Here is a 26,807-nt window from a genome sequence, read left to right as displayed (position 1 = left end):
CGCTTCTAGTTCAACGAGCCGTCGCCGGAACCGTCCTCGCGGGCGGTTTTGGCGGCGGCTTTTTGCACTACCGCCTCCAGTTCGTCGGCCGTCAGCAGTTCGCGGTGCAGGTGCTTGGTGCGGTAGCCGGCCCGGCCCACCATGTGCGCGGACACCGGCACCGTCAACAGCTGGAAGATCCAGGCGACCACCAGCGCCGGCCACACCCACCAGGTGCGCATCTGCAACCCGATCGAGGCCAGCAGCAGGAACAGCCCCAGCACCTGCGGTTTGGTGGCCGCGTGCATACGGCTCAAAAGGTCCGGGAAACGGAGCAGGCCGATCGCCGCACCCAGGGACATCACCGCACCGACCACCATAAACACGGCGGACAGCAGGTCAATCCAGAAATCCAGGCCAGTGGCGTCAGGACTCATCCGGCTGCTCCCTTCGGTCTGCCACAAAGCGGGCAACAGTGACGGACCCGATGAACCCGATGATGGAGATGGCCACCACCAGCATCAGGTTGTTCAGGTGCCGGTTCACGGCCATGTCCACGCACAAGGCCCCGCCCAGGATGGCGAGCAGGACGTCCGCCGCGAGCACCCGGTCAAGCAGTGACGGGCCCCGCGAAATCCTGATGATGGCCCCGCCCGCGGCGAGCGAGAAGATGACGGCTGTGAGAACCAGGACGGTCTGCATCATGGGGCTGTCTCCATCCGTACGGCGTCGAGTTCCTCCCTGGTGCCCATGATCCGGATCAGCCCGGCCTCGATGGACCGGACCTCCTGCCGAAAGTTCTCCACCTCTTCAGCGGAGCTGATGTTCAGGGCGTGCAGGTACAGGGTGGAGGTTGACCGGTCCACCTCCACCACCAGCGAGCCCGGAATCAGGGAAATGACATGCCCGGTGGCGGTGACCAGCAGGTCCTGGTGGCTCCGGAGCGTCACCGCCACCAACGCGTTCTTGACCTCGGACCCGCGCATCACGGCAAGGTACAGGACCTGGGCACTGGCCACCGCCACCTTCGCCAGGAACATCAGCGAGAAGGGCACGGCGTAAAGGATGTTGAAGCGGCCGCTCAGCTCAACCGGCGGCAGATAGAACAGCCGGGCCACAGCCACGGCCAGCAGGGCGCCGAACAGGAGGTTTCCCGGGCTGAAGTCCTGCCACAGGGCGCCCCAGACGATCACCAGCCACACCAGGAGCGGGAGTTCCTGGCGCAGCGAAATACGGCGCCGGCTCATTTTCCGCCTCCGGTCGTGAGGATCATGGGCACCACGGTGTCCTCGCCCAGGACTGCCTGGATATAGGCAGACCTGTTGAGCATGTCGCGGGCGGCCTGATCGGAAACTTCAAACAGCGGACCCGCGAACACTGTCAGCGCGACGCCGAGAACCACCAGTCCCAGCGTTGACCCCACCATGGTGCGCGGCAGGAGCGTTACGGTGTTGCGCTTGGCCCCCGGCCCGGCAACCCTCGCCCCCGGCGCGGCGAGGAGCACGGGATCCGGGTGCTCGGCGTCGGTGGGCCTGCGCCAGAAGGCGCGGTTCCACACTCTGGCGATCGCCAGCAGCGTCAGGAGGCTGGTGACCACGCCGCCGATTACCAGGGCGTAGGCCAGCGGCGTGCCCAGCTCGATGCCGGCCTGCATCAGCCCCACCTTCCCGAGGAACCCGGAGAAGGGCGGGATGCCTGCCAGGTTCATGGCGGGAACGAAGAACAGCAGCGCCAGCAGGGGCGACAGTTTGGCGAGCCCGCCCAGGCGATCCACCGACGAACTGCCGCCACGGCGCTCAATCAGGCCCGTCACCAGGAACAAGCTGGTCTGGATGGTGATGTGGTGGGCCACGTAGAAGACCGCCGCCCCCAGTCCGGCGGCGGAGGACATGGCCAGGCCGAACACCATGTAGCCGATGTGGCTGACCAGGGTGAACGAGAGCAGACGTTTGATGTCGTTCTGGGCCAGCGCACCAAGGATTCCCACCACCATGGTCAACAGCGCGGCCACCATGAGGGGCGTGTTGAGCGTGTCTCCGGGAAAGAGCAGGGTCTCCGTCCGCACCATCGCGTAGACCCCCACTTTGGTCAGCAGGCCCGCGAACACGGCGGTGACCGGCGCAGGGGCGGTGGGATAGGAGTCAGGCAGCCAGAAGGACAGCGGGAAAACAGCGGCCTTGATGCCGAACGCCACCAGCAGCATCACGTGCAGGAGTGTTTTGGTTCCCTGGTCCAGTTCGCCGAGCTTGATGGCGAGGTCCGCCATGTTGACGGTTCCCGTGGCCCCGTAAACCATAGCGATGGAGATCAGGAACAGCACCGAGGACACCACGGACACCACCACATAAGTGACGCCTGCCCGGATCCGCGGCCCGGTCCCGCCCAGCGTCATCAGCACGTAGCTTGCCGTCAGCAGGATCTCGAAGCCCACGTAGAGGTTGAAGAGGTCACCGGACAGGAACGCATTGGACACTCCGGCCACCAGGATCAGGTACGTCGGGTGGAAGATCGAGACGGGCGCGTCATGGTCGCCGTCGGCCATGCCCTGCCCGGTGGCGTAGACCAGCACGGCGAGGCTCACCGCCGAGGAAACCACGAGCATCAGCGAGGAGAACTGGTCCACCACCATCACGATGCCCCACGGCGGCAGCCAGCCGCCGATGGTCACCGCGGCGGTGCCGCCGTCCCATACCGAGGCCAGCAGCAGGCATTCGAGCAGCAGCGTGAGGGACAGCAGGGCAATACTGACGGCGCGCTGGGCGCGTGAGTGCCGGATCAGCAGGAAGGTCAGGGCGGCGCCCAGGATGGGAAGTACGACGGCGAGCGGGGCAAAGCTTGCGATGTTCACTTTCCGCCTCCTTCCGGGCCGGGGGCCACCTTCGTGGAGCCCGGTTTTTCTTCTGCGGCTGCGTGTTCGGCGGCCATTTCACGGCCGCCTGCCAGAACCGTCGCCACCGGAAACTCGGAGGTCTCAGCGGGGATCTCGGCGTCGTCCTCGGCGTCGAAACTTGGGGTTACCGCAACGCGGAGGTCTTCCACGTCATCCTGGATCTCATCCTGGCGGGCCAGGACCCAGGTGCGGTAAATGATGCCGAGCATAAATGCGGTGACGGCAAACGAGATCACGATGGACGTCAGGATCAGGGCCTGCGGAAGGGGGTCGTTGTAATCCGCCGCCGCCGTCTCCTTTGAATAAAAGGGCGCGAGGCCGGCGTAGCCGCCAGTTGCCAGGATCAGCAGGTTGGTGGCGTTGGCCAGGAGCATCAGCCCCAGCAGCACGCGCGTGAGGCTGCGTTCCAGGATCAGGTAGATCCCGCAGGCGTATAGGGCACCCATCACGATCAGCAGGGTCAGGTTGATGCTCATGCCTGGCCCCTCGAGGTGGTCTCGGCCGGGACGCCTTCCGGCTCCCCGTCACTGGCGGACACATCCGCAGGTGCGCTCGCGGCGAAGTCCTGCTCGTCGTCGGGCACGTCGCCGGCGGGATCGGCGAAACGCTCTTCAAAGTGCTCGTCGATCTCGGCCCCGAGGCTCCGCAGGACGTCCAGCACCAGGCCCACCACCACGATGTACACGCCGATGTCGAAGATAGTGGAGGTGACGAATTTGATGTCGCCGAACACCGGCAGCCAGAGTTCGATGATGGCCGTCTGGAACACCTGTCCGCCCAAAAGCAACGGCACCGCACCGGAGGCGGCTGCCACTGCCAGCCCGATCCCCAGCAGGGCGCCGGCGCTGACAGGAGTGGCTTCCCGAAGTTCGAACCGCCCGCCCGCCAGGTACCGGATGGTCAGGGCCAGTCCTGCCGTCAGGCCGCCGGCAAAACCGCCGCCGGGCAGGTTGTGTCCCGCCAGCAGGAGGTAGAGCGAGAAGATGATCATGGAGTGGAAAACCAGCCGGGTGACCACCTCGAAGATGATGGAGCGCCGTTCCGGGGCCAGGGTGCGGCCTGCAACGATCCACGCATCGCGGGCTGAGGCGGCGAACTTCCGGCTCACCGCAAGCGCAGCGGCGTCTCGCGTACCGGGGTCGATTCCCCTGAGTCGGCCCACGGTGCCTGCGGCGACGGTGGCGGAGTTCCTGATCCGGTCGCCGCGGCCGCGGACGAAGATCAGGCTGGCCACACCCGTGGCTGCCAGTGCCAGGACGCTGATCTCGCCGAACGTGTCCCAGGCGCGGATGTCCACGAGCGTCACGTTGACGATGTTCAATCCGCCGCCGCCCTCGTAGGCGAGGCGCGGGAACTCCAGGGACACCGGCGTCGCGATCCGTGCGCCCATGGCCTGGATCGCGGCGAAGACCATGGTGACGCCGAAGGCCAACCCGATGATCACACGCACCACGCGGTACTTGCCGCCGGTGCGGTCCCGCAGTTCGGGGGGCAGGCTGCGCATCGCCAGGACGAAGGCCACCAGGATGATGGTCTCCACCAGCATTTGGGTCAGGGCCAGGTCCGGGGCGCCCTGGAGCGCAAACATCAGGGCGATGCCGTAGCCGGTGACCGAAACCATGAGGACGGCCAGGAACCGCTTGTTCGCTTTGACGGCGGCCAGGGCACCGATCACGATGCCCGCACCCACCACCAGCTGGATCGGGGAGCCCGGATCAATCAGGTAAATCCCGTCCGGGAGGGGCTTGCCTGCCAGCAGGATGGCCGAGAGCGGCAGCACAAAGGCGACGCTCAGGATGACGGCAAGGTAGTAGTACAGCGAACCGCGCTGGGTGCGGCCGGTGATCCATACCGCCACGTCATCCAGCGCACCGATGGTCAGCTGGTAGGCCTTGTCCGCGTCCACCCACGGCGGCACCAGCGACTGGACCCGCGCCACGGCGTTGCGGCCGAAGTACATTGCCAGGCCCAGCGCGAAGGTGAGGGCCGTCAGTCCCAGTGCCGGGGTGAAGCCATGCCACAGTGCGAGGTGGCCGGCCTGTCCGGCTGCGGTGCCGGCGTCGGACGGGGTGGAGGCAAACAGCGCCGCATACGGCTGAATCCACGCGTCGACGGGGACCGGCCAGAGGCCGTAAACGATGGTCAGGAGGCTGAGGATGGCGGGCGCGGCCAGGAAGGAAGGGCTGATGGCCTTGAAGGGGGTGCGTTCCACGCCGGGCTTGGTGGCGAATGCACCCCACATAAAGCGGGCGCTGTACGCGAAGGTGAGGACGGATCCCAGGACCAGTCCGGCCAGGACCACCGTCCCCCACGCGCCGGCTTCGGGGTTACCGGCGTGGTGGACAAACGCCTCCAGCACCGATTCCTTGGCCACAAACCCGCCCAGGAGCGGAACACCGGCCATGGAAGCTGCACCAATCGCGGCCACGATGCCCAAGGCGCGCGAGGACCGGAAGACCCCGGACAGCTTGGTGACATCGCGGGTGCCCGACTGGTGGTCGATGATGCCCACCACCAGGAACAGCGTGGCTTTGAACAGGCCATGGGCCAGCAGCATCGCCAGGCCGGCGAGGGCCGCATCCGGCGTGCCGAGCCCCACCACCATGGTGAGGAAACCGAGCTGGCTGACCGTGCCATACGCGAGGATGAGCTTGATGTCGGTCTGGCGCAGCGCCCGGTAGCCGCCCACCAGCATCGTCGCCAGCCCGAGGCCCAGCACTACCGGCTGCCAGTAGGACGTCCCGGCGAAGCCCGGCGCCAGCCTTGCCACCAGGTAAATGCCCGCTTTGACCATCGCCGCGGCGTGCAGGTAAGCGCTCACCGGCGTGGGGGCGGCCATGGCTCCGGGAAGCCAGAAATGGAAGGGGACCAGCGCGGATTTGGTGATGGCGCCCACCAGGATAAGGACGACGGCGCCACTCACCATCGCTGCGGACGTCCCGTTCACCAGGTCGGGGGCCTGCTGGAGGATGGCCGAGATCCGGTAGGAACCGGCGGCCTGCCCCAGCATGATGAGGCCCACCAGCATGGCAAGGCCGCCCGCGGTGGTAACCATGAGCGCCTGCAGCGCCGACCGCCGGGCTGCCAGCTTGGTGCGGGCGAAACCGATCAGGAGGTAGGACAGGATGGTGGTGAGTTCCCAGAAGATGAACAGCAGCAGCAGGTCGTCCGCCACGACGAGGCCGAACATGGCGCCGGCGAATGCCAGGAGCTGCGCACCAAAGCCGCCGAGGTCCTCGTCCTTTTCCTTGAAGTACCGCGCGCAGTACACCAGCACCAGTGAGCCGACGCCCAGCACCAGGAGGGACATCACCCAGGCAAGTGCATCCATCCGGAAGGCGAGCTCGAGCTGGAGGCCCGGGATCCACGGGACCACTTCGGCTACCGCGCCGTCACTCGAATAGACGGGAGCGTGCTGGAACAGGAGCCAGGCAAAGGATGCCGCGGGAACAGCGGCCAGGATATAGAAAGCGTTGCGGCCCCAAGCCCTGAAGAAGAACGGCGCCAGCACAGCCACCGTAAAGTGCACGGCAAGGACTGTGATCACTGGTATCTCCGCAACGTCAGGGATTCGATTGTCAAAAGTTGGAGCAGGCGGTTTATTCGTTAGGTCCGGGAGCGCCCAGTTTATCAAGGCTTCTGTACCCATTCCTCTCCCGCTGCTGTATCCTCCCGCCGCTTTCCCCGGTGTCATGGGCCGGAGCTCCGCCTTCTGTTCGCCATCGGCGGATACGATGCATCGTATGAACAGCGCCAGCGCTCCCGGGGCAACGCATCCTTCCTCAGAACTTGAATCGGGGAACCGGGCCACCAGCAAGGGCCGCGTCCTCGCCTGGGCTTCCTGGGACTGGGGCTCGGCCGCCTTCAACGCGGTGATGACCACCTTCGTCTTCACGGTGTACCTCACCTCGAACGCGTTCGGCGGCGAGGATCAGGCCTCGGCGGTCCTTGGCGGTGCGCTGGCCATCGCGGGTTTCGCCATCGCCTTGCTCGCTCCGGTCACCGGCCAGCGCTCGGACGCCGGCGGCCGGCGCAAGCTGTGGCTCGGAGTCAACACGGCCGTCGTCGCCATCCTGACAGCCCTGTGCTTCTTTGTGTTCCCCCGGCCAGAGTTCCTCCTCCTGGGGGTGTCGCTCATCGCCCTGGGCAACGTATTCTTCGAGTTTGCCGGCGTGAACTACAACGCCATGCTGGCCCAGATTTCCACGCCCCGGAACATCGGCAAGGTCAGCGGGCTGGGCTGGGGGGCCGGGTACCTGGGCGGAATTGTGGCACTGCTGATCGTCCTGCAGCTGTTCGTCCAGCCCAGCTTCGAATGGTTCGGAGCCTCCACCCAGGACAGCCTGAATATCCGGCTTGTCGCTGTTTTCTCCGCCGCCTGGTTCTTCGTCTTCGCCCTGCCTGTGCTGTTCGCTGTTCCCGAACTGCCCAAAACACCGCAAGCCCAACGGCTGGGGATGGTGGCCAGCTATGGGCTGCTGCTCCGGCGGATCAAGGCGATCTACGCCACGAGCCCGCACACCATTTACTTCCTGCTGGCCAGCGCTGTTTTCCGTGACGGACTGGCAGCGGTGTTTACCTTCGGCGGAATCATCGCCGCAGGCACCTTCGGCTTTGAGCTGTCGCAGGTCATCTTCTTCGCCATCTTTGGGAATGTGGTGGCGGCTGTCGGCGCCATAATTGGGGGCTTCCTCGACGACAAGGTGGGGCCCAAGGCAGTCATCCTCGGGTCCTTGGTGGGGCTCCTGATCGCCGGGACCGTCATCCTGGTGCTGGGCAACGGCGAGTATTCCTTCTTCGGCATGGACTGGCAGGGATCCACCACCTTCTGGGTGTTCGGGCTCTTCCTCTGCCTCTTCGTCGGGCCGGCGCAATCCTCGTCCCGCGCCTACCTGGCGCGCCTTGCCCCGGACGGCGAGTCCGGCGAGCTCTTCGGGCTCTATGCCACCACCGGCCGCGCCGTAAGTTTCCTGGCACCGGCCCTGTTTACCCTCTGCATCACCGTGGCCACGCCGCTGGTGGCACCGGGCGAGGCCCAGCGCTGGGGGATCCTCGGAATCATGGTGGTGCTCCTGGCCGGACTCCTGGTCCTGCTGCCGGTGAAGTCCCCGGACAAGGCCCCCATCGCGGTGGTCCCGGCCGCCTGATACCTTCCTGGTCCCGGGCTTGTCCTCCCGATGGCTACCGTCCTGCAATCCCGTCCAACGCTTTCCCGGCGGACTTGTTGGCGCCCCCACCACATCGGCGCCGGCCAGACTAGGCTGGAATCATGAACGTGGATGAGACGGACCTTCCGGGCCTCGGCCGGCGGAAGGATTTTATGACGGCTTCCGGCCGCCGGATCGGCGTCGTGGAGCTGCGGGAAGGCCAGACGGAACTCATCGTTTCCACCTGGGATGATCCCGACACCTGCCAGGCGTCAATCCCCTTGACTTCGGATGAAGCAGCAACCCTCGGCAACCTGCTGGGCGGGCAGCACCTGGCCATGAAGCTGACGGAGGAACACAAGGATGTTCCCGGCATCGTCACCCGGCAGTTTTCCATCGCTCCGGGCTCCCCGTTCCAGAACCAGCCCATGGGGAAGGCCTGCATCCGCACCCGCTGCGGCGTTTCCATCGTGGCGATCATGCGCGAAGGTGAGGTGCTCCCCTCGCCGGGACCCGACGTCGTACTTCACACCGGTGATCTGCTTGTTGCTGTAGGCACGCAGGAAGGCCTCGATTCGGCGGCCGATATCCTTCGCAACGGATAAACGCCATGGACCCGTTGGCCCTGACCCTCATCGAGCTGGGGGCCGTTGTGTTCTGCCTCGGCCTTTTGGCCAGGCTGGCCGGACGGATCGGAATGTCGCCCATCCCGCTTTACCTGTTAGGCGGGCTGGCGTTCGGTGCCGGCGGGATCGTAAAGCTCGAAGGTATGCACGAGTTTGCCCACCTCTCCGGGGAAATCGGCGTTATCCTGCTGCTTCTTATGCTCGGCCTGGAATATACAGCTGCCGAGCTTTTCACTGGCCTGCGCCGCTCCTGGCAGGCCGGCGTCCTGGACCTGGTCCTGAACTTCCTCCCGGGCGCCGCCCTTGCGCTGATGCTTGGCTGGGGCGGCGTGGGGGCCATGGTGATGGGCGGCGTCACCTACATCTCCTCATCAGGAATCGCGGCCAAGGTCATCACTGACCTGGGCCGGCTGGGTAACCGCGAGACGCCCGTGGTGCTGTCCATCCTGGTGTTCGAAGACCTGGCCATGGCCGTCTACCTGCCCATCCTCACGGCTACGCTGGCCGGTGTAAGTTTCCTCGGCGGGCTGACGACAGTGGGTATTGCGCTGGCTGTGGTGAGCCTGGTGCTGATGGTGGCGCTGAAGCATGGGCACCACGTCTCAAAAGCCGTGCACAGCGAAAACTCGGAAGTCTTCCTCCTGAACGTCCTGGGTGCGGCGCTGCTGGTGGCAGGCGTGGCATCGGCAATGCAGGTGTCCGCGGCAGTAGGGGCCTTTATGCTTGGCATCGCCATTTCGGGCGCCACAGCCCACAACGCAACCCGTATCCTGGAGCCGCTCAGGGACCTGTTTGCCGCCATCTTCTTTGTGGCATTCGGCCTGAACACCGATCCCACGTCCATCCCGCCGGTTCTGGGCTGGGCGCTGGTGCTGGCCGTCATGACCGCGGTCACCAAAATGGTCACCGGCATCTGGGCTGCGAAGCGTGCCGGTATCGCACGCCCGGGGCGCCTCCGTGCCGGAGCGACGCTCATAGCCCGCGGCGAATTTTCCATCGTGATTGCCGGACTCGCGGTGGCGTCCGGCGCGGTCACTGACGAGCTCGCGGCGCTGGCTACCGCCTATGTGCTCCTGATGGCGGTCATCGGTCCGCTCGCCGCCCGCTACGTGGAACCGCTCGTCAAGCCGTTGCTGCGGCCCGTGGGCGTCGCTGCCAAAGCCTAGGTAGCCGTGCGGTACTAGATGGCCGTCCGGTACTAGATGGCCGTGCGGTGGAAGTTCAGGTGGCTGCGGCTGGCTGTGGGTCCCCGCTGGCCCTGGTAGCGGTTGCCGTAGTCGCCCTGGCCGTACGGGTACGCGGCCGCGGAGGTCAGGCGGAAGAAGCAGAGCTGGCCGATTTTCATGCCCGGCCACAGCTTGATGGGCAGCGTGGCCATGTTGGAAAGTTCCAAGGTGACGTGCCCGGAGAAGCCGGGGTCGATGAACCCCGCAGTGGAGTGCGTCAGCAGGCCAAGCCGGCCCAGCGAGGACTTGCCTTCCAGCCGCGCGGCGATGTCATCCGGCAGGGTGACGGTCTCATAGGTTGAGCCGAGGACGAACTCGCCGGGGTGCAGGATGAACGGTTCGTTCTGTTCCACCTCCACCAAGCGCGTGAGTTCCGGCTGCTCTTCCGCAGGATCGATGTGCGCGTACTTGTGGTTGTCGAACAGGCGGAAAAATTTATCGATCCGCACATCCACGGACGACGGCTGGACCATCGCCGGATCGTACGGTTCAAGGACGATCCGCTGGGAGTCAATTTCGGCACGAATATCGCGGTCAGAGATCAGCACCGTCCCAAATTACCGTATCGGTTATCCACAGCCATATTCTTTCGTTGTTGCTGTCAACCGGTGGGGCTAATGTTGCCTCAGTGATTAAGGCGCCGGATGGTCTCCCGGATGGCCCAACAGAGCTGGGGATGTTGTGAATAAATTAGTGGCGCCCGCGTTTCTTGGCGTGCTCTGTTCGTTAGTGCTGGTCTCCTCGTCCGTGGGAGTCCTTCCCTCGCCGCTTGCGGCAAGCCAGTCTGCCGCGGCAGGCCCGCACAGTGTCACCCTGGGCCCGCCAACGGCCGACGGCGGCGGCGCCGCCCGGGGTGACAGCTCAGTCCTGTCCCGGCTCACCCCGGCCTTGGATCTCCCGGATATCAGGCCGGCCTCGCCGTCCAGTGCCCCAATTGCGCCCGCTACGCAGCCGGCCACGGGGCAGCAAGTTACCGGGCAACAAGTCACTGGACTGCAAGTGATCGGGCAGCCCACCACTGCTGGAGCCTCAACCGAGGCGCTGGTGCCACCTGCACCTGCCACAACGGCGTCTGCCCCCGCCGGCGAGGTTCCCTCGATCCCGCCGCTTTGGGCACCTGATGAAGAACTGGAGACGCCCTCACCCAACCGGCTTGCGGCTCCTGAGTCCCTTTCCGCCATGCCTGCGCCGGAGGCCCTGGTACCGGACAGCAATGCGGCAGCTATTCTCACGGTGTTCAACAGGATCAACGAATACCGGGTGTCCAAGGGGCTGAATCCGGTGAAGTACCACCCCACGGTGGCCGGCCTGGCGCAGGAGTGGTCAGACAGTATTGCCTCACGTGAGGTGATTGAGCACCGCGCGAGCTTCTGGACTGACCCACGTGCCATGAATCCCAACAACGGCGCCGGCGAAGTCATTGCCATCCGCACGGATCGGGATGCCGCCCAGCTGGTGGAATGGTGGAAAGGATCGCCCGGCCACAACGCCATGCTGCTCGATCCGCGTTTCAACGTGATGGGCGCTGGAATCTCCTACACCAACTCCACGTACCAGATCTGGGGCGTGGTGAACTTCTTCGGCTACACCACCCTTCCCGCCGGCACCATCAACTCTCCCGGCGGTGCGGGGTCCGGCGGTGCTTTCCCACTGCCCGCCGCCAGCATGTGTGATGCCCCCGCACGTCACATGCCGCCCACGCTGGATCTGTCCGCCGCCGCCATCAAGGGGCCGGGAGACTTGGCAACCGTTGATTCATCCGGGCAACTTCTGGCCCGGGCAGCCAGCGGAGTACGCACCTTCGCCGCGGCCAGGGTCATCGGATCAGGCTTCGCGGGCGCAAAGGAGGTCTTCACCACGGACTGGGACCGTGACGGCGCCTTCGATCTCCTGACGCAATGGACCAGCGGGGCCCTGACCCTGCACCGCGGCGTCGCCACCGGAGGCTTCCAGGCGCCGGTCACCCTCGGGAGCGGAGGATGGGACACGCTGACCCTCGCCGTGGGCGGCTGGTGCGCCAACAACAGGCTTCCCCAGATTCTTGCCCTCGATGGTGCTGGGAACCTTTACCTGTACCCGAACAGGGGCACCGGCGACCTCTACGAGCGCACGCTGGTCAGCGCCATAGGTGCCGCGCAGAAGTTGTCCATGGTGGATTACGACGCCGACGGGTTCCAGGATCTGCTGGCCCTTCGGGCGGACGGCTCGGTCCAGCTCCACCGCGGCTGGGGCACCACCGCGTTGCGGGCCGAGACCAGGCCCACCGTTGCCACCGGGTGGGGCGACGTCACCGGGATCCGGCCGCTCAAGGACGTCACGGCACTGAACTCCACGGGCCTTGCCCTGCGCCGGGCAAACGACGTGGTGCAGTATTGGGACCTGACTTCGGGAAGCCTCGCGGCGCCGTCGAACATTCCCGGCCCCTGGACCGGGCAGCGGCTGGCACAGTAAGGCCAGCGCCCGGTGCAGAACGGCTACGCCGCCGCCTGGAGCTCCATGATGTCATTGAGGCGCTCCAGCTGGGCCAACTCGGAGCAGAGGCTCCGTTGGGCCAGCCTGCTCAGGAACCCGAGCCGGTGAAGGAACCTGAGCCGGCCCTCCGGCTTGAATTCCAGGGCAAAGCGAACGCGTGTTCCTGAGGCTTCGGAGCTGAGGTAATAGCCCCCTGTGCGGTGGCCCAGACCTGACGTGACCTGGAACTGGATTTCTGCCCCTGGCCTTGCCTCAGTGATTTCCAGGTCGGCAGGAATGCTGAGTCCGGACCGTCCTGCAATCATCTTCCGGTAGACAGCACCTTTGGTCCCGGCGGAACCCTGGATCAGCTTGACGCTGCGCACCCCGTCGCGCCACAGCGGAAGGTTGGTGGCGTCGAGCAGATACAGGTACACAGCCATGGCGTCACGCCGGATGAGGACCTCATGCTCTGCGAATGCCATCAGGATCTTTCGTGGTTGACGTCGGCCTGCCGCATAGCTGCACCCCCCGGCACCGCAGCTACCGGTTCAGGTTAGCCAGCGCTCCTCATACCCTCCTAGCCCGTGCCGGGGACGTTATTGAAGAGTTACTGGATGACGCCCCGGTGACCGGACACGCGGCGCTGACGCGCTCCTTGGACGGCCCGCCACCACATCTGCGCTAAGCTATGTTCTGCCCCTGAAACGGGGGCATTGCGGCTGTAGCTCAATGGTAGAGCGCTAGCTTCCCAAGCTTGATACGCGGGTTCGATTCCCGTCAGCCGCTCCACTTTGTCACCCGGGTTGCAGCACCCAGAGCTCCCCGAGTGGTCTGCGCCGCCGGGCGCGATGGGACGGCACTCCCGGGTTGTTAGGTACCGGCGTGTATGGTCAGAGGTCAGGAACCTCTTCGGTTCCGCTACAGGAGCAATCATGGCTGACAAGTCCCCGCGTCAAGCAGCATCCAAAAAGTCCGGCAAGTCCATCAAGGAAAAGCGCGCAGACAAGAAGGCCGCTTCGGCGCCGGCCAGCTCCCTGGACACCACATCCAGCAAGGCCGCCAAGAAGAAGTGACAGGCCGCGGGAACAAATTGACCTTAGGCGTCCTGGCTTCCACTCGTAAGCCCGCCGAGCGCCGGCTCCCCATCCACCCTTTGCATCTTGAGCGGATAGCACCTGAGGTGCGTCAGCACATCATCCTTGAGCAGGGCTACGGTGAGCGTTTCGGCGTCTCAGACAACCACCTCTCCACCCTTGTGGGGAAAATGGCCAGTAAGGAAGCGCTGCTGGCGGCTGCCGACGTCGTACTCCTGCCCAAGCCGCAGCCGGCGGATCTGTCCGAACTGCGGGACGGGCAGGTCCTTTGGGGCTGGCCGCACTGCGTACAGGACCGCGCCATCACGCAATTGGCCATTGACAAGAAGCTGACCCTGATCGCCTTCGAAGCCATGAACCACTGGGCCAGTGATGGCGGTTTTGGCCTGCATGTCTTCCACAAGAACAACGAATTGGCCGGGTATTGCTCGGTGCTGCACGCCTTGGCCCTGACGGGATCCACCGGCGATTACGGGCGCCGCCTCAGCGCTGTGGTGATCGGCTTTGGAGCCACCGCCCGGGGTGCGGTGACCGCGCTGAATGCCCACGGGGTCCATGACGTCCAAGTCCTGACCAACCGTGGAGTGGCCGCCGTCGGCGCCCCCATCCACTCGGTGAATATCGTCCAGTTTGACCACGACGACGAAGCGCCCTTCCTGAGCCAGGTCATCACCGAGCGTGGCAGGGTGCCTCTCGCACCCTTCCTGGCCGAGAGCGACATCGTGGTCAACTGCACTTTGCAGGACCCCAATAATCCGCTGACCTATCTGCAGACAGAGGATCTTGCCGCCTTCAGACCGGGCAGCCTGATCGTCGACGTGTCCTGTGACGAAGGAATGGGGTTCAGCTGGGCCAGGTCCACCACGTTCGCAGATCCAATGTTCACGGTCGGTGACCACATCAACTACTACGCGGTGGACCACAGCCCGTCCTATCTCTGGAACTCGGCCACCTGGGAGATCAGCCAGGCTTTGCTCCCATTCCTGGACACGGTCATGGATGGCCCGGAAGCTTGGGCGCGGAACGACACCATCGCCCGCGCCATCGAGATCCGCGATGGCGTGGTTCTAAACAAGGATGTCCTCGAGTTCCAGAAGCGGGAAGACGTGTACCCGCACGCGGCCCGGTAGCCCAACTACACCGCCGTCGCCTTGCTGACGATGCACACGGGGTGGCGGCGGTCCTTGAGGCTGACCCTCAGCAGCAACGAGCCCTTCCGGGCCAGGATGACGGCGACTGTGAGGGCCGCGCGCCGGGACTCCGCCGGCTACCAGCAGGGCGGCATGCGGGTTCACGTGCTCGGAAAGCCAGCCGAGCATCGGTCCGCCGATTGCCTGGCCACCGATCAGCACCATGATGTACAGGCTCATGACCCGGCCCCTGATCCCCATGTTCGAGCTCACCTGGACCAGCTGGTTGGAACCTGTCAGGAACATCAGGCACCAGAATCCGGACAGCACCATCACGGCGCCGAATACTGGCATGGACGGCGCAACGGCCGCGAGGCAGAGCATCACTCCGTACATCCCGGCACAGAACACCACGGAACGGAGCCTCAGCTGCCTCCGGCGGGTGGATGCCACCGCTCCTGCCAAGGCGCCGAGGGCGACGAGGGCGTTCAGCAGGCCGTAGCCTCCAGCTCCAACGTCGAAGACGTGGTCGGCAAAGGCGGCCAGCACCACGGGCAGGCTCATCGCGAAGACCGCAATGAATCCCGCCATCAGCCACGGCCAGTAGATGGTCGGCTTACTGAGGGCGTAGCTCAGGCCTTCGCGAAGCATCCCCTTGCTCTTGGGTGCGGGGGCACTGACGAACAGCTGGTCCTTCCGCAGGATCAGGAGCATGGCCACCGTGGAGCAGCAGGCAAAGGCGTTGCCGGCGAAGGCCCACCCTGCGCCAACCGCGGTAAGCATCCAGCCGGCGAGGGCAGGACCGATCAGCCCTCCCAGCTGGAAGGTTGTGGAGTTGACGCTGATTGCGTTGCGCAGGTACTTCGGTCCCACCAGCTCGTTAACGAACACCTGCCGCGCCGGCTGGTCCAGCACGGTGACCAGGCCAAGGACCAGCGCGATGACGTAGACGTGCCAGACCTCGATTGCTCCCGTCAAAGCAAGGGTAGCGAGGGCCGCGGCCAGGAGGGCTGCCATGCTTTGGCACAGGATGAGGATCTTCCGCTTGGCGAACCGGTCCGCGATCATGCCGCCCCACGGTCCCAGCAGGAGGCTGGGAAGGAACTGCAACGCCACGGTGAAGCCCACGGCGGTCACGGATCCGGAAAGCTGCAGGACCATCCAGTCCTGGGAAATACGTTGCATCCAGATGGCGATGACGGCGATGAAGTGCCCGATCGCGAAGATCCGGAAATTGGGGACCTTCAGCGAGATGAACGTGTGCTTCCACGGAAGGCGTTCAGGGACGACGGCGAGGGGCTGGGTCTGGTGGTCCGGCGGTGCCGAGCTGGCTGAGTCGATAACGGGCTGGGTGACGGTTGCTGATGACGGCGGTGGGGGTGCCACAGGTGTGTCCTCAAATTGCGGTCGGTCCGGGATGTCGTTAACGCTAGGCTGGGACCCAGGATTATGGAGGCCTATTGTCCCTATAACTCGTATTGCGAACTGCAATGCCAATGACATCCGCACTCATGCCACTGGAGTCCAAAGTGTTCGAACCAGCCCAGCTGCGCTCCTTCCTGGCGGTGGCCGAAACGCTTAGCTTCACCAAGGCAGCTGAGCGGCTGGGCCTGGCCCAACCTACTGTCAGCCAGCACGTCCGCAAGCTGGAGACGGCGGCAAAGCGGGTGCTTATCACCAGGGACACGCGGGACGTGCGCCTCACGGACAATGGCGACGCGATGGCAGGGTTTGCCCGGAACATCCTGTCGGCCCACGACGCTGCTGCCCGGTACTTCTCAGGTTCCGCGATGCGGGGCAGGCTGCGTTTCGGGACGGCGGATGACCTCGCCATCACCGGCCTGCCGCGGATCCTTCGCGAATTCCGGCAGATCTATCCGCAGATCAACCTCGAACTGACGGTGGGCCAGAGTGACCAGCTCTACAAGAAACTTAATGCAGGCCAGCTGGACCTGGTGTTTGTGAAGTGGGTGGCCGGGGCCAAGGACGGCACCGTGGTGCAGCATGACTCATTCTCGTGGGTCGGGCAGGAACAGACTGTGCTTGAGCCCGGTGCGCCCGTCCCGTTGATTGCCTATCCCTCACCCAGCTTGAGCCGGAAACTCGCCATTGACGCTCTCGAGTCCCACGGCAGGACCTGGCGTATCACCTGCACCACGCGCCAGATCAGCGGCGTGCTGGCTGCGGTCCGCGCGGGAATCGGGGTGGCGGTCATGCCGTCGTCGCTGGTGCCCGAGGACCTGAAGATCATCACCCGCCGCTTTGACCTGCCGGCCGTGGGCGACGTGGACTTCACCCTGATCCGCAACCCGTTGGCCAATTCCGAGGTCATCGACGCCCTGACGCAGTCCATTGTGGGCAGGACCATCAACCGGCCGGCGTAGGACCAAGGTTCCTCCGGGCAAGTAGCCCGGGCAGAAGCACGGGGGGCCGGCGACCTCTCGCGTGAAGCCTTCGTGGCCGACGCCGTCCAGCGGCACCGAATATGCAGCCCGGGGAATTCTTTAGATTCCAGCTGTTGCCTTCCGGCCTCCGTGGTTTATGGCGAAGAAGGAATGTTTCCCGAGGATGAGAAAAGGACTTTCGTGCTGTTTAGCCCGGGCGCCCGCCGGGTAGACCTGCCAGAAGCATCACACGACACCCACCCCAACGGATTCGGACTTTGGGTAGCGGCGCTGGGCACCTTCCTGTGCAGCCCGTGCTTGCAGCTGTAAATAGCCACCGGGTACTGCCGCGTGCTCATATCCATTGATCAGTGAAGGCCGCATAATCTATGCTGGTTTTCCCATGGTCAAGCAGATGGCCGGTTCACTAACACGAGCACGCTCCTGCGTGCCAGGTTTCACGTGCTCGGGACAGGCAGCCAATGACGACAGCCCGGAACACCCATCTCAGCTCCACGCACGCGCGCCCGCATAACGCGGCGCGTCCACCGGCCACCCGCAGCTCCACACTCGGCGCCGGCATCGCCACCACGGATACCGGATACGTGGGCAAGCCTACCTGCGACAAATGCCGCACCGACGAATTTGTCTACCTCGAGTCCTACATTCCGCCGACGTACCGGCGGGACGGCAGCGTGGCCACGTTGGGGGAAGTGGCCTACACCTGCACGCACTGCGAACAGTTCTCCGCCCACAGCGTTCCCGTGACCTGGGCACCCCCGGGGTGGTACCTGGGCTGAAGCGCGCAAGACGAGGTCCGGTGGTTGAGCTCCTCGAAACCCAGGTTTCGACGCTCAACCACCGGACCTTCCTTTATGCCCTCAGGAAATGAATTAGATCAGGGCGTCCGAGAGGTGGTTCGGTGTGCCGAACCGGTGGGCTGTGATGCTGACAGCTTGCTCATGCAGGAACGGCAGCAGCTCGACGCGTCCGGCCTCCGTGACGGGGTGGGCGTACACGGCCAGGTCGGGACGCCCGCCCGTGGCCTTCGCCAGTGCAGCGGCGTCCCCGCCGATGAGGCGGATCCGTGCCCCGGACAGCTTCCCTGCCGAAGCGAGGCGTTCCGCAGAAGCCAGCCACCCGGCGTCGGTCTCTACCGTCACCTCGATGTCCAGCGCGGTAAGCACCGGGCGCAGCTGGGCAGGAAGTTCGACGGCGGAGGACACCGTCAGTGCCGAACCCGCCAGGACCCCGGCTGCCACAGTCCGGACCAGGTGCGCCAGCGGCGCACCTTCGGAAAGACGTACGGTGACCGGCAGGCTCCGGTAGCGGAAGATGTTGCGTTCCGCGCTGAGTCCGGAGATGTCTTTGGCGGTGCCGAACTCCTCAGCCCAGGCTTCGGCGTCGGACGCCAGGGCGCGCTGCACCGACTCAAGTTCCGCAGGTTCCAGGGCCACACCGGCGGCATTGATGATCCGGCGGACTCCGGGGTGTGTCACAGGGGCGTCGGCAGTGCTGACGGCGGGGACCCAGTTGCCCAGGCCGGCCAGGTAGTTGGGCCCGCCGGCCTTGGTGCCGGCACCAACCGCTGACTTCTTCCAGCCGCCAAACGGCTGGCGCTGCACGATGGCACCGGTAATGCCGCGGTTCACGTACAGGTTTCCGGCCTGGATCGCGTCCAGCCAGATGCCCAGTTCCTCAGTGTTGAGGGAGTGCAGGCCGGCGGTGAGGCCGTACTCGATCTGGTTCTGGATGGCGATGGCCTCTTCCAGGGTGTCAGCGGTCATCACGCCCAGGACTGGGCCGAAGAACTCGGTGAGGTGGAAGTAGGAGCCGCGCTTGACGCCGTAGCGGACACCGGGGCTCCAGAGCCGGCCGGTGTTGTCCAGCTTCCTCGGTTCAACGGCCCAGTTCTCGCCGTCGCCCAGCGTGGTGAGCGCGCTGAGGAGCTTGCCGTTGGCAGGTTCGATGATCGGCCCCATCTGGCTGGTGGGGTCCTCCGGGTAGCCCACCTTCAGGGAGGTGACGGCGTCGATCAGCTGGTTGTGGAACCGCTTGGACCTGGCTACGGAACCCACGAGGATCACCAGCGAGGCAGCCGAGCACTTTTGGCCTGCATGGCCGAACGCTGAGTACGCCACGTCCTTCGCGGCCAGGTCCAGGTCGGCGCTGGGGGTGACGATGATGGCGTTCTTCCCGCTGGTCTCCGCCAGCAGCGGGAGGTCCTGGCGGAAGGACCGGAACAGTTCGGCGGTCTCGTAGCCGCCGGTGAGGATAACGCGGTCAACGGATGGGTGCGAGATGAGCTGCTTGCCGAGTTCCCGTTCGCCGAGCTGCACCATGGTCAGCACGTCGCGGGGCACACCGGCCTCCCAGAGTGCTTCCACCATCACGGCGCCGCTGCGGGCGGCCTGCTTGGCGGGCTTGATCACAACGGCGGAGCCGGCGGCGAGTGCCGCGAGCGTGGAGCCGGCCGGAATGGCCACCGGGAAGTTCCATGGCGGGGTGACCACGGTGAGGTTCGCAGGGACGAACGTGGCGCCGTCCACCTCGTCCAGTTTCCGCGCGGACTCCGCGTAGTAGTGGGCAAAGTCCACTGCTTCGCTGACCTCGGGGTCGCCCTGGTCAATGGTCTTGCCGGTTTCGCTGGCCATGACCTCAAGCAGGTCGGCGCGGCGGGCTTCCAGGACATCGCCGGCGCGGTGCAGGATCTCGGCACGCTCGGCACCGGAAAGAGCACCCCAGGCCTTGCCCTTCGCCACAGCGGTCTGGATGACGCGGTTCAGCGTGGCCTCGTCCTTGATGGACGCCGCAGCAACGGAATCATTCCCGAGCGTCGATGATGAAACGCGTTCCAGTATGGCGCGGCCCCAGGTGCGGTTGGCCGGCAGGGACGGGTCGGTGTCCGGGGTGTTCTCAAAGCCCGTGTGCGGCATCGGGACGGGCGGGAGGCTGCGGTCCTGCTGCCGGTTGGCCGGCGGAACGCTGTTGTCCAATGCTGCCAGGGAGGCGAGGAAGCGCTGCTTCTCACGCTCGAACAGGGCTTCGTTTTCACTGAGTTCGAACACCGCCGACATGAAGTTGTCCTGGCTCGCGCCCTCTTCCAGGCGGCGGATCAGGTAGGCGATGGCGACGTCGAACTCGGCCGGGTGCACTACCGGGGTGTAGAGCAGCAGCGAGCCGACGTCCTTCTTGACGGCTTCGGCCTGGCCCTGGGCCATGCCCAGCAGCATCTCGAACTCAATACTCTGCTGTGCGGTATCCGCGATGCCGCGCTGTTTGGCCAGGAGCCAGGCGAAGGCGATGTCGAACAGGTTGTGGCCGGCCACGCCGATCCGGACGTTCTGGATCCGGTCGGGGTGCAGGGAATAGTTGATGACGCTCTTGTAGCTGGTGTCGGAGTCCTGCTTGCTGCCCCAGGTGGCCAGCGGCCAGTCGTGCAGGGATGCTTCCACGTGCTCCATGGGCAGGTTGGCGCCCTTGACCACGCGGACCTTGATGGCGGCGCCGCCGTTGGCCCGGCGCCCGGCGGCCCAGTCCTGCAGGCGGATCATGGCGGAGAGTGCGTCGGGGAGGTAGGCCTGGAGCACAATGCCGGCTTCGAGGTCCTTGAACTCGGGCTTGTCCAGGATCCGGGTGAAGACCGCGATGGTCATGTCCAGGTCCTTGTACTCCTCCATGTCCAGGTTGATGAACTTGGCCTTCCCGCCGTCCCGGGCAAAGGAAGCCGCGCGCTGGAACAGCGGCGTGAGCTTCTCGACGACGTGTTCCACGGCTTCGTCGAAGGCCCAGGCGGAGTGCGGGGCCACGGTGGAGGAGACCTTGATGGAGACGTAGTCGACGTCGGGACGGGCCAGGAGGGCATGCGTCCCTTCGAGCCGGCGGGCGGCCTCGTGCTCGCCGAGCACCGCTTCGCCGAGGAGGTTGACGTTGAGCTTGATGCCGTCCTTGCGGATCTTGGCGATGGCCGGACCCAGCTTGGCGTCGGTGGCGTCCACGATCAGGTGGCCCACCATCTCGCGCAGGACCTTGCGGGCCACGGGGATGACCACCTGCGGCAGGACCGGGGCCATGGTGCCGCCCAGCTGCACGGCGCGGCGCATGTACCAGGGCAGGAAGGCCGGAACCTTGGGCGCCAGGGCGGCGAGGTTGCGGGCGGCGACGTTCAGGTCCTCGGGACGGACCACGCCGTCCACGAAACCAACGGTGAACTCCAGGCCGTTGGGGTCCTTCAGGACGCCCGCAAGCTGCTGGGCGGAGGCGTCCACAGGGACCTTGGACGCCTCGGTCAGCCAGTGGCGGACCAGTGCGACGGCTTCGGCGGCCAGGGCCTTCGCCTGCGGCACATCAACGTCAACGGTCTGCGGCGCGATGCCGGCGGCGACTGCCGGCTCCATTGCAATGTGGGTCATGGTTTTCCCGATCTTTCTTGCTGTGGCAGGAGGTCTTTCCACCAGTATGAGCTTCTCCTCACATAAGATAAAGCGATCTTTTCTAAGCAATACAGGTTAGAAAAACCAATGCTTTGATCACCGCCTCCCGCACCCGCCAGCCCCCGACGCTCTCTCACTTGACGCAACAAATTTGGCCACCCTCTCTCACTTAACGCGGGAAAAACGGAAACGCTCTATCACCATCCACAGGAAGGTGATAGAGCGTCCGGTTTAAGCGACGTTAAGTGAGAGAGCGTCCCGGGGGTCAGCCGACGGGGCCGTGCATCTCCACGATCTCCTGGTGCCGGGGACTGTTGGGGTTCATCAGTGAGTGGCGCCGGCCATAGAAGAAGTAGATGGCGAGGCCAATGATCAGCCAGACGAGGAAGCGTACCCAGGTTTCCCAGGGCAACTGGGTCATGAGGAATCCGGAGGACAGGATGCCGAAGGCCGGCACCAGGGGCATCAGCGGGAGGCGGAAGGTGCGCGGTGCGTCCGGCTTCTTGTAGCGGAAGATGATCACGGACAGGCAGACCACGACGAACGCCGCCAGGATGCCGATGTTGGTCAGGTCCGCGACTTCCTTGATGGGGAACACACCGGCCAGGAACGCGGACGTGATGCCGGCGATCCAGGTGACCCGCTGCGGAGTACCATGGCGGTCGGTCTTGGCGAACCAGCCCGGCAGCAGCCCGTCCCGGCTCATGCTGAACCAGACGCGGGTGACACCCAGGAGGAAGGTCAGCATCACGGTAAGGATGGACAGCACCGCAAACACCGAGATGATGGTGGCGATGACCGGCAGGCCCACGGAGGTGAAGGCGGACGCAAAGCCGGCCTTGGGATCGATGTCTTTGTAGTTCTGCATGCCGGTCAGGACCAGGGTGGCTGCCACGTAAAGCAGCATGGCGACGATCAGCGAGAGCACGATCGCCTTGGGCATGTGCTTCTTGCCGTCGGTGGCTTCTTCGGCCGCCGTGCTCATGGCGTCATAGCCGAAGACGGCAAAGAAGACAGTGGCGGAGCCTGCCACCACGGGGCCGAAGCCGCTGGGCATGAACGGGTTGTAGTTGTTGGTGTCGATGTAAAAGACGCCAAGACCGATGATGAAAAGAATCAGGATGACCTTGATGGCGACGGCCACGAGTTCGAACCGGCCAAAGGCCTTGGTGCCGCGGGACAGGATCCAGGTGACCAGCAGGCAGACCAGGATCGCGGGAATGTTAACGACGCCGCCCTTGCCCTCATCAACCGTGGATGTCATCCAGGCAGGCATGTGGATGCCGATGCCCGAGAGGAAGGCGTCAAAGTAGCCGGAGATGCCGATGGCCACCACGGCCACGATGGCGATGTACTCGAGCAGCAGGTCCCAGCCGATGAACCAGCCAATTACCTCACCCAGGGCAACATATCCGTAGGTATAGGCGGAGCCGGCGCGGGGAATCATGCCGGCAAACTCTGCGTACGAAAGCGCGGCCGCCGCCGAGGCGAGGCCCGCGATCAGGAACGAGATCAGCACCGCGGGCCCCACACCCGGGTTGTCGCCGCTGCCTGCTGCCACCAGGCCGGCAAGGGAGAAGATGCCGACGCCGATGATTCCGCCTACACCAATAGCCGTCAGCTGCCACAGTCCGAGTGACTTGAAAAGGCCGCTGTGTTTGTTTTCTTCCTCGATGTCGTCGATAGGTTTGCGCCGCATGATCGACTGGGTCATATCTCTACTGCTCATCAGGAACTCCTGCTTGGGTGCGACCCCATCACGGCGCGCGAAGAATCGCTTGTGACGGGGGTAACTCGGTCCCAACAGTATGCAAGGGTGCTTGCGTTAGATAAAGTGACTACTTCTAACCTATATTCATTAGTTTCGGTAAGGATTTCCTCATGCTTGACGTCCGCAGGCTCCGCCTGCTTCGGGAATTAAGCATCCGCGGGACTCTGGCAGAGGTGGCCGAGGCACTCCAGTACAGCCCGTCGTCGGTATCGCAGCAGCTGGCCCTCCTGGAAAAGGAAGTGGGCGTGGAACTGCTCCGGAAAACCGGCCGGCGGGTCCAGCTCACGCCGCAGGCCGAAGTGCTGGTGGCGCACACGGCGAACCTGCTGGAAACCATGGAGCAGGCGGAGGCGGACCTCGCCGCTTCCCTGACCACCGTCACGGGCACTGTCCGGATCGCGGTGTTCCAGTCCGCGGCCCTGGCCCTGATGCCGGACACCTTGACGAGGATGACCAAGGCCTACCCCGAGGTCCGCATCGAAATGATCCAGCGCGAGCCCGAAACGGCGCTCCACGAGACCTGGGCACGGGATTTCGACCTCGTCATTGCCGAACAGTACCCGGGCCACGCGGCCCCGCGTTACCCCGAACTGGACCGGGTCCGGCTGACCACCGATGCCATCCGCCTGGCGGTTCCACCCGCGTCCGACGACGCGCCCGCCGTCCGTTCGCTCGAGGACACCGCGGGACTCGCCTGGGTCATGGAGCCGCGGGGGGCGGCATCCCGCCACTGGGCGGAGCAGGCGTGCCGCAGCGCCGGCTTCGAGCCCGACGTGCGCTTTGAAACCGCCGACCTTCAGGCCCAGATCCGGCTGATCGAATCAGGCAACGCAGTGGCCCTCATGCCGGACCTGGTGTGGACCGGGCGCGGCACCACGGCCCGGCTGCTGGAGCTTCCGGGCAAGCCGCACCGCACCGTTTTTACCTCCGTCCGGCGCTCCAGCGCACAGCGGCCGGCCATCCTGGCCGCCCGGGAGACCCTTGCTGCAGCAGCTGCGGCGGTGGCGGGGAACGACGCCGGGTGACCGGCCGCCGTCGTACGTTTCCTCCCAAAGGTCGGGCGTCAGTGTTCCCTGCGTCACTGCGCGGATCAGAGCCCGGCGCTAGAATGATGCCGTTATGAATCGAACAATGTTCAAGTCCAAAATCCACCGGGCCACCGTCACGCACGCCGACCTGCACTACGTAGGTTCCGTCACCGTAGACCTGGACCTGCTTGAGGCCGCCGACATCCTCCCCGGCGAGCTCGTGTCCATTGTGGATATCACCAACGGCGCACGGCTTGAGACCTACACGATTGCCGGCGAGCGCGGCTCCGGCGTGATCGGCATCAACGGTGCAGCGGCGCACCTCATGCACGAGAACGACCTTGTCATCCTGATTACTTACGCGCAAATGACCACCGAAGAGGCCAAGGCCTATGAACCGCGGGTGGTTCACGTGGACGGGAACAACCGGATGATCCAGCTGGGCAACGACCCCGCTGAGGGCCTCACTCCCGGGATGATGCGCCCCCCTTTCGCGCTTAACAACGCCACCGTCTAGCCGGAGCGTGCATCCCGGTACCCACCTCCGCCGCGCCCTGAGGGATAAGTCGCCGGTGACCCCGTGCTAGGTGTACTGGCAGGCTTCTTTGTGGTGTGGTGCATCATCCTGGTGGGCTGGTTCGTGGGCCGGCAGAAAATCCTGGGCGACAATGCACGGCAGGTCCTCAGCTCCCTCACCTTCTTTGTGGCCAGCCCCGCGTTGCTCTTCGAAACGCTGGGCAAGGCCCGCCTCGCCGAAGTCTTTGCCGCACCCCTGCTGGTGACGGCGGTGGCGGCCATCGCCACGGCCGGCATCTTCTTCACCATCGCCAAATGGTGGCTCAAGCGTTCCCTGCCCGAATCCCTGATGAGCGCCATGGCGGCGTCGCTCGCCAACTCCGCCAACCTGGGCATTCCCATCGCCGTCTATGTCCTGGGTGATGCCAGCTATGTGGCGCCGCTGCTGATTTTCCAACTGGCGTTCTTCACCCCGCTGTTCCTGATGATCCTGGACTCCAGCACCAGCGCGCACCGCACCACGCCCCTGAGTTTTGCGGTGATGATCCTGCGCAATCCCATGATTGTGGGCTCCGCACTGGGCCTGGTGGTGGCCGGGACCGGCTGGCAGGTTCCACCGCTGGTGATGGAGCCCATCCACCTGATCGGCGGCGCTGCCATCCCGGCCATGCTCATCGCCTTCGGCATGAGCCTGAACGGCACCCGTCCGCTGCAGGCGGTTGCAGGCCGGCGCCTGGACACCCTGCTGGCGAGCGGTTTCAAACTGGCCATCCAGCCGGCGCTGGCGTATCTCTTCGCCCGTTTCGCGCTCGGCATGGCGGACCACGCCCTGTTCGCCGTGGTGGTCACGTCCGCCTTGCCCACCGCGCAGAACGTCTTTGTGGCGGCCAGCCGTTACAAGACCGGCCTCACGGTGGCCAAGGACACCGTGCTGATTACTACCGTTGTGGCCGTTCCGGCGATGATTGGCGTAGCGCTGCTGCTGACGTGAGGGGACATTGATGGAAAAGATGCTGGACACCGTGGTGGTGGGCGGCGGAGCCATGGGATCGGCCGCAGCCTGGGCGCTGGCCCGCCGCGGACGGCAGGTGACGCTGGTGGAGCAGTTCGGGCCGGGGCATAAAATCGGCGCCTCGCACGGCAGTACGCGCAACCTGAATCCGGGTTACTACCGTCCCGAATACGTGGCCATGCTGGCTGAGGGGCTGGCTCTGTGGGACGAACTGGAGCAGGAAAGCGGCGAGACGCTGCTGGCCCGCACGGGCATCGTCAATCACGGCCCGGACCCGCGGCTTCCGGACGTCGCCGCGGCGCTGGACCACGCGGGCATCCGCGCCGAATTCCTGTCCCCCGCGGAGGCGGGCCAGCGCTGGCGCGGCATCCGTTTCGACCAGCAGGCACTGCACATGCCCGACGGCGGGCAGCTCAACCCCGAGGCGGCACTCCCCGCTTTCCAGCGGCTCGCAGCAGCCCGGGGCGCTGAAATCCGCCACCACACCAAAGTGGTCGACCTGAAGGTGATGGACGACGGCGTCCGGCTGGCTTTGGAATCTGAGGCAGGCACCGAGGTGGTCACCGCCGCCCAGGTTGTGGTCACGGCCGGCGGCTGGACAGAGAAACTCCTCGGCGCCAGCGGCGCAGGGCTCCGGATTCCGAAGCTTCGGGTCACCCAGGAGCAGCCGGCGCACTTCCGGATGGCCGATGGCGAGGCGGTCTGGCCCGGGTTCAATCACATGCCAGGCACCAGCGCGGAATACAGGAACTGGTACTCCCCCGTCTACGGGATGCAGACCCCGGGCGAGGGCATCAAGGCCGGCTGGCACGGCGTAGGCCCGCTGGTTGACCCGGACCGGCGCTCTTTCCAGCCAGAACCCGCGCAGCTCGCGGCCCTGCAGGGCTACGCGCGGACCTGGCTCCCGGGCGTGGACGCCGATTCGTTCGAGGCCATCAGCTGCACGTACACCACCACTCCCGATGAGGACTTCATCCTGGACCGGATCGGCCCCGTGGTGATCGGCGCCGGATTCTCCGGGCACGGGTTCAAGTTCACCCCCGTGGTGGGCCGGATCCTGGCCGACCTAGCTACGGGTACGCGGCCGGCGCCCGAGATTTTCAGAGCCTCGCGTTAG

Annotated in this window: 22 protein-coding genes, 1 tRNA gene and 1 pseudogene; 13 read left to right on the top strand and 11 right to left on the bottom strand. The window is 65.3% G+C overall.

Going from position 1 to position 26,807, the window contains the following annotated elements; all coding sequences use genetic code 11:
- Positions 1–5: 5 nt before the first annotated feature.
- Genes mnhG through QF047_RS00495 form a run of 6 tightly spaced genes read right to left on the bottom strand, consistent with a single transcriptional unit; the run spans position 6 to position 6,416 of the window.
- On the bottom strand, positions 6–416 hold the full coding sequence (gene mnhG, locus QF047_RS00520; protein WP_306636390.1) for a monovalent cation/H(+) antiporter subunit G: 411 nt from the start codon (positions 414–416) through the stop codon (positions 6–8).
- Positions 406–684: a monovalent cation/H+ antiporter complex subunit F gene (locus QF047_RS00515; protein WP_306636392.1), complete on the bottom strand. Its 279-nt coding sequence runs from the start codon at positions 682–684 to the stop codon at positions 406–408. The genes mnhG and QF047_RS00515 overlap by 11 nt, the downstream gene beginning before the upstream one ends.
- Positions 681–1,226, bottom strand: coding sequence for a Na+/H+ antiporter subunit E (locus tag QF047_RS00510; RefSeq protein ID WP_307272739.1), 546 nt, complete (start codon positions 1,224–1,226; stop codon positions 681–683). The genes QF047_RS00515 and QF047_RS00510 overlap by 4 nt, the downstream gene beginning before the upstream one ends.
- A complete protein-coding gene (locus tag QF047_RS00505; protein ID WP_306636396.1) occupies positions 1,223–2,827 on the bottom strand; it encodes a Na+/H+ antiporter subunit D in 1,605 nt (534 codons plus the stop codon). The genes QF047_RS00510 and QF047_RS00505 overlap by 4 nt, the downstream gene beginning before the upstream one ends.
- Positions 2,824–3,345, bottom strand: a complete 522-nt coding sequence (locus QF047_RS00500; protein ID WP_307272736.1) for a Na(+)/H(+) antiporter subunit C — start codon at positions 3,343–3,345, stop codon at positions 2,824–2,826. Before QF047_RS00500 ends, QF047_RS00505 begins: the two co-directional genes overlap by 4 nt.
- Complete coding sequence (locus QF047_RS00495; protein ID WP_307272734.1) at positions 3,342–6,416, bottom strand: Na+/H+ antiporter subunit A; 3,075 nt, start codon at positions 6,414–6,416, stop codon at positions 3,342–3,344. Before QF047_RS00495 ends, QF047_RS00500 begins: the two co-directional genes overlap by 4 nt.
- A 196-nt stretch (positions 6,417–6,612) precedes the next feature.
- Here QF047_RS00495 and QF047_RS00490 point away from each other — a divergent pair, with 196 nt between their 5' ends.
- The 3 genes from QF047_RS00490 (at position 6,613) to QF047_RS00480 (ending at position 9,808) form a co-directional block, all read left to right on the top strand.
- On the top strand, positions 6,613–8,016 hold the full coding sequence (locus QF047_RS00490) for an MFS transporter (protein WP_307272731.1): 1,404 nt from the start codon (positions 6,613–6,615) through the stop codon (positions 8,014–8,016).
- Between the two features lie 122 nt (positions 8,017–8,138).
- Positions 8,139–8,621: a cation:proton antiporter regulatory subunit gene (locus QF047_RS00485; protein ID WP_306636402.1), complete on the top strand. Its 483-nt coding sequence runs from the start codon at positions 8,139–8,141 to the stop codon at positions 8,619–8,621.
- A gap of 5 nt (positions 8,622–8,626) precedes the next feature.
- The gene (locus QF047_RS00480; RefSeq protein ID WP_307272727.1) at positions 8,627–9,808 is read left to right on the top strand and encodes a cation:proton antiporter; all 1,182 of its coding nucleotides are present in this window, start codon (positions 8,627–8,629) and stop codon (positions 9,806–9,808) included.
- Between the two features lie 32 nt (positions 9,809–9,840).
- On the opposite strand, the gene dcd is transcribed toward QF047_RS00480, so the two are convergent.
- Positions 9,841–10,416: a dCTP deaminase gene (gene dcd, locus QF047_RS00475; protein WP_091421821.1), complete on the bottom strand. Its 576-nt coding sequence runs from the start codon at positions 10,414–10,416 to the stop codon at positions 9,841–9,843.
- A gap of 145 nt (positions 10,417–10,561) precedes the next feature.
- On the opposite strand from dcd, the gene QF047_RS00470 reads away from it, so the two are divergent.
- Entirely contained in the window at positions 10,562–12,319 is a 1,758-nt protein-coding gene (locus QF047_RS00470; RefSeq protein ID WP_307272723.1) for a CAP domain-containing protein, read from the top strand.
- Between the two features lie 23 nt (positions 12,320–12,342).
- Here QF047_RS00470 and QF047_RS00465 read toward each other — a convergent pair whose 3' ends face one another.
- A complete protein-coding gene (locus QF047_RS00465) occupies positions 12,343–12,804 on the bottom strand; it encodes an SRPBCC family protein (protein WP_307272722.1) in 462 nt (153 codons plus the stop codon).
- Positions 12,805–13,037: 233 nt separating this feature from the next.
- Between QF047_RS00465 and QF047_RS00460 the strand changes: the two genes are divergently transcribed.
- From QF047_RS00460 to QF047_RS00450, 3 genes are all read left to right on the top strand, one after another.
- A tRNA-Gly gene (locus QF047_RS00460) sits at positions 13,038–13,111 on the top strand.
- A gap of 143 nt (positions 13,112–13,254) precedes the next feature.
- Positions 13,255–13,395, top strand: a complete 141-nt coding sequence (locus QF047_RS00455; protein ID WP_189337621.1) for a hypothetical protein — start codon at positions 13,255–13,257, stop codon at positions 13,393–13,395.
- Positions 13,392–14,546 (top strand): N(5)-(carboxyethyl)ornithine synthase, encoded by a 1,155-nt coding sequence (locus QF047_RS00450; protein WP_307272716.1) that lies wholly within the window; start codon positions 13,392–13,394, stop codon positions 14,544–14,546. The genes QF047_RS00455 and QF047_RS00450 overlap by 4 nt, the downstream gene beginning before the upstream one ends.
- A gap of 5 nt (positions 14,547–14,551) precedes the next feature.
- On the opposite strand, the pseudogene QF047_RS00445 reads toward QF047_RS00450, so the two are convergent.
- A pseudogene (locus QF047_RS00445) lies at positions 14,552–15,932 on the bottom strand (MFS transporter).
- A 143-nt stretch (positions 15,933–16,075) separates the two neighbouring features.
- On the opposite strand from QF047_RS00445, the gene QF047_RS00440 reads away from it, so the two are divergent.
- Both QF047_RS00440 and QF047_RS00435 read left to right on the top strand, forming a co-directional pair.
- Positions 16,076–16,930: a LysR substrate-binding domain-containing protein gene (locus QF047_RS00440; protein WP_306636417.1), complete on the top strand. Its 855-nt coding sequence runs from the start codon at positions 16,076–16,078 to the stop codon at positions 16,928–16,930.
- A gap of 482 nt (positions 16,931–17,412) precedes the next feature.
- On the top strand, positions 17,413–17,730 hold the full coding sequence (locus QF047_RS00435; RefSeq protein ID WP_306636419.1) for a hypothetical protein: 318 nt from the start codon (positions 17,413–17,415) through the stop codon (positions 17,728–17,730).
- A gap of 93 nt (positions 17,731–17,823) precedes the next feature.
- Here QF047_RS00435 and QF047_RS00430 read toward each other — a convergent pair whose 3' ends face one another.
- Both QF047_RS00430 and QF047_RS00425 read right to left on the bottom strand, forming a co-directional pair.
- Positions 17,824–21,342 carry a proline dehydrogenase family protein gene (locus QF047_RS00430; protein WP_307272713.1) on the bottom strand — a complete coding sequence of 1,173 codons (3,519 nt, stop codon included), beginning with the start codon at positions 21,340–21,342 and terminating at the stop codon, positions 17,824–17,826.
- A 286-nt stretch (positions 21,343–21,628) separates the two neighbouring features.
- On the bottom strand, positions 21,629–23,092 hold the full coding sequence (locus tag QF047_RS00425) for an amino acid permease (protein ID WP_307272711.1): 1,464 nt from the start codon (positions 23,090–23,092) through the stop codon (positions 21,629–21,631).
- Between the two features lie 152 nt (positions 23,093–23,244).
- Here QF047_RS00425 and QF047_RS00420 point away from each other — a divergent pair, with 152 nt between their 5' ends.
- The 4 genes from QF047_RS00420 to QF047_RS00405 all read left to right on the top strand — a co-directional run bounded on the left by QF047_RS00420 (position 23,245) and on the right by QF047_RS00405 (position 26,807).
- Positions 23,245–24,159 carry a LysR family transcriptional regulator gene (locus QF047_RS00420; protein WP_307272709.1) on the top strand — a complete coding sequence of 305 codons (915 nt, stop codon included), beginning with the start codon at positions 23,245–23,247 and terminating at the stop codon, positions 24,157–24,159.
- Between the two features lie 94 nt (positions 24,160–24,253).
- Positions 24,254–24,679, top strand: a complete 426-nt coding sequence (panD, locus tag QF047_RS00415; protein WP_306636427.1) for an aspartate 1-decarboxylase — start codon at positions 24,254–24,256, stop codon at positions 24,677–24,679.
- 63 nt (positions 24,680–24,742) lie between these two features.
- The gene (locus tag QF047_RS00410) at positions 24,743–25,669 is read left to right on the top strand and encodes an AEC family transporter (RefSeq protein WP_306636429.1); all 927 of its coding nucleotides are present in this window, start codon (positions 24,743–24,745) and stop codon (positions 25,667–25,669) included.
- A 10-nt stretch (positions 25,670–25,679) separates the two neighbouring features.
- Complete coding sequence (locus QF047_RS00405; RefSeq protein ID WP_307272702.1) at positions 25,680–26,807, top strand: FAD-dependent oxidoreductase; 1,128 nt, start codon at positions 25,680–25,682, stop codon at positions 26,805–26,807.

The sequence above is a fragment of the Arthrobacter sp. W4I7 genome (genome assembly GCF_030816215.1).
GTDB classification, from domain to species: Bacteria; Actinomycetota; Actinomycetes; order Actinomycetales; family Micrococcaceae; genus Arthrobacter; species Arthrobacter siccitolerans_A.
Note: the sequence above shows the minus strand (reverse complement) of the source record. Positions and strands in the feature narration are given on the sequence as shown.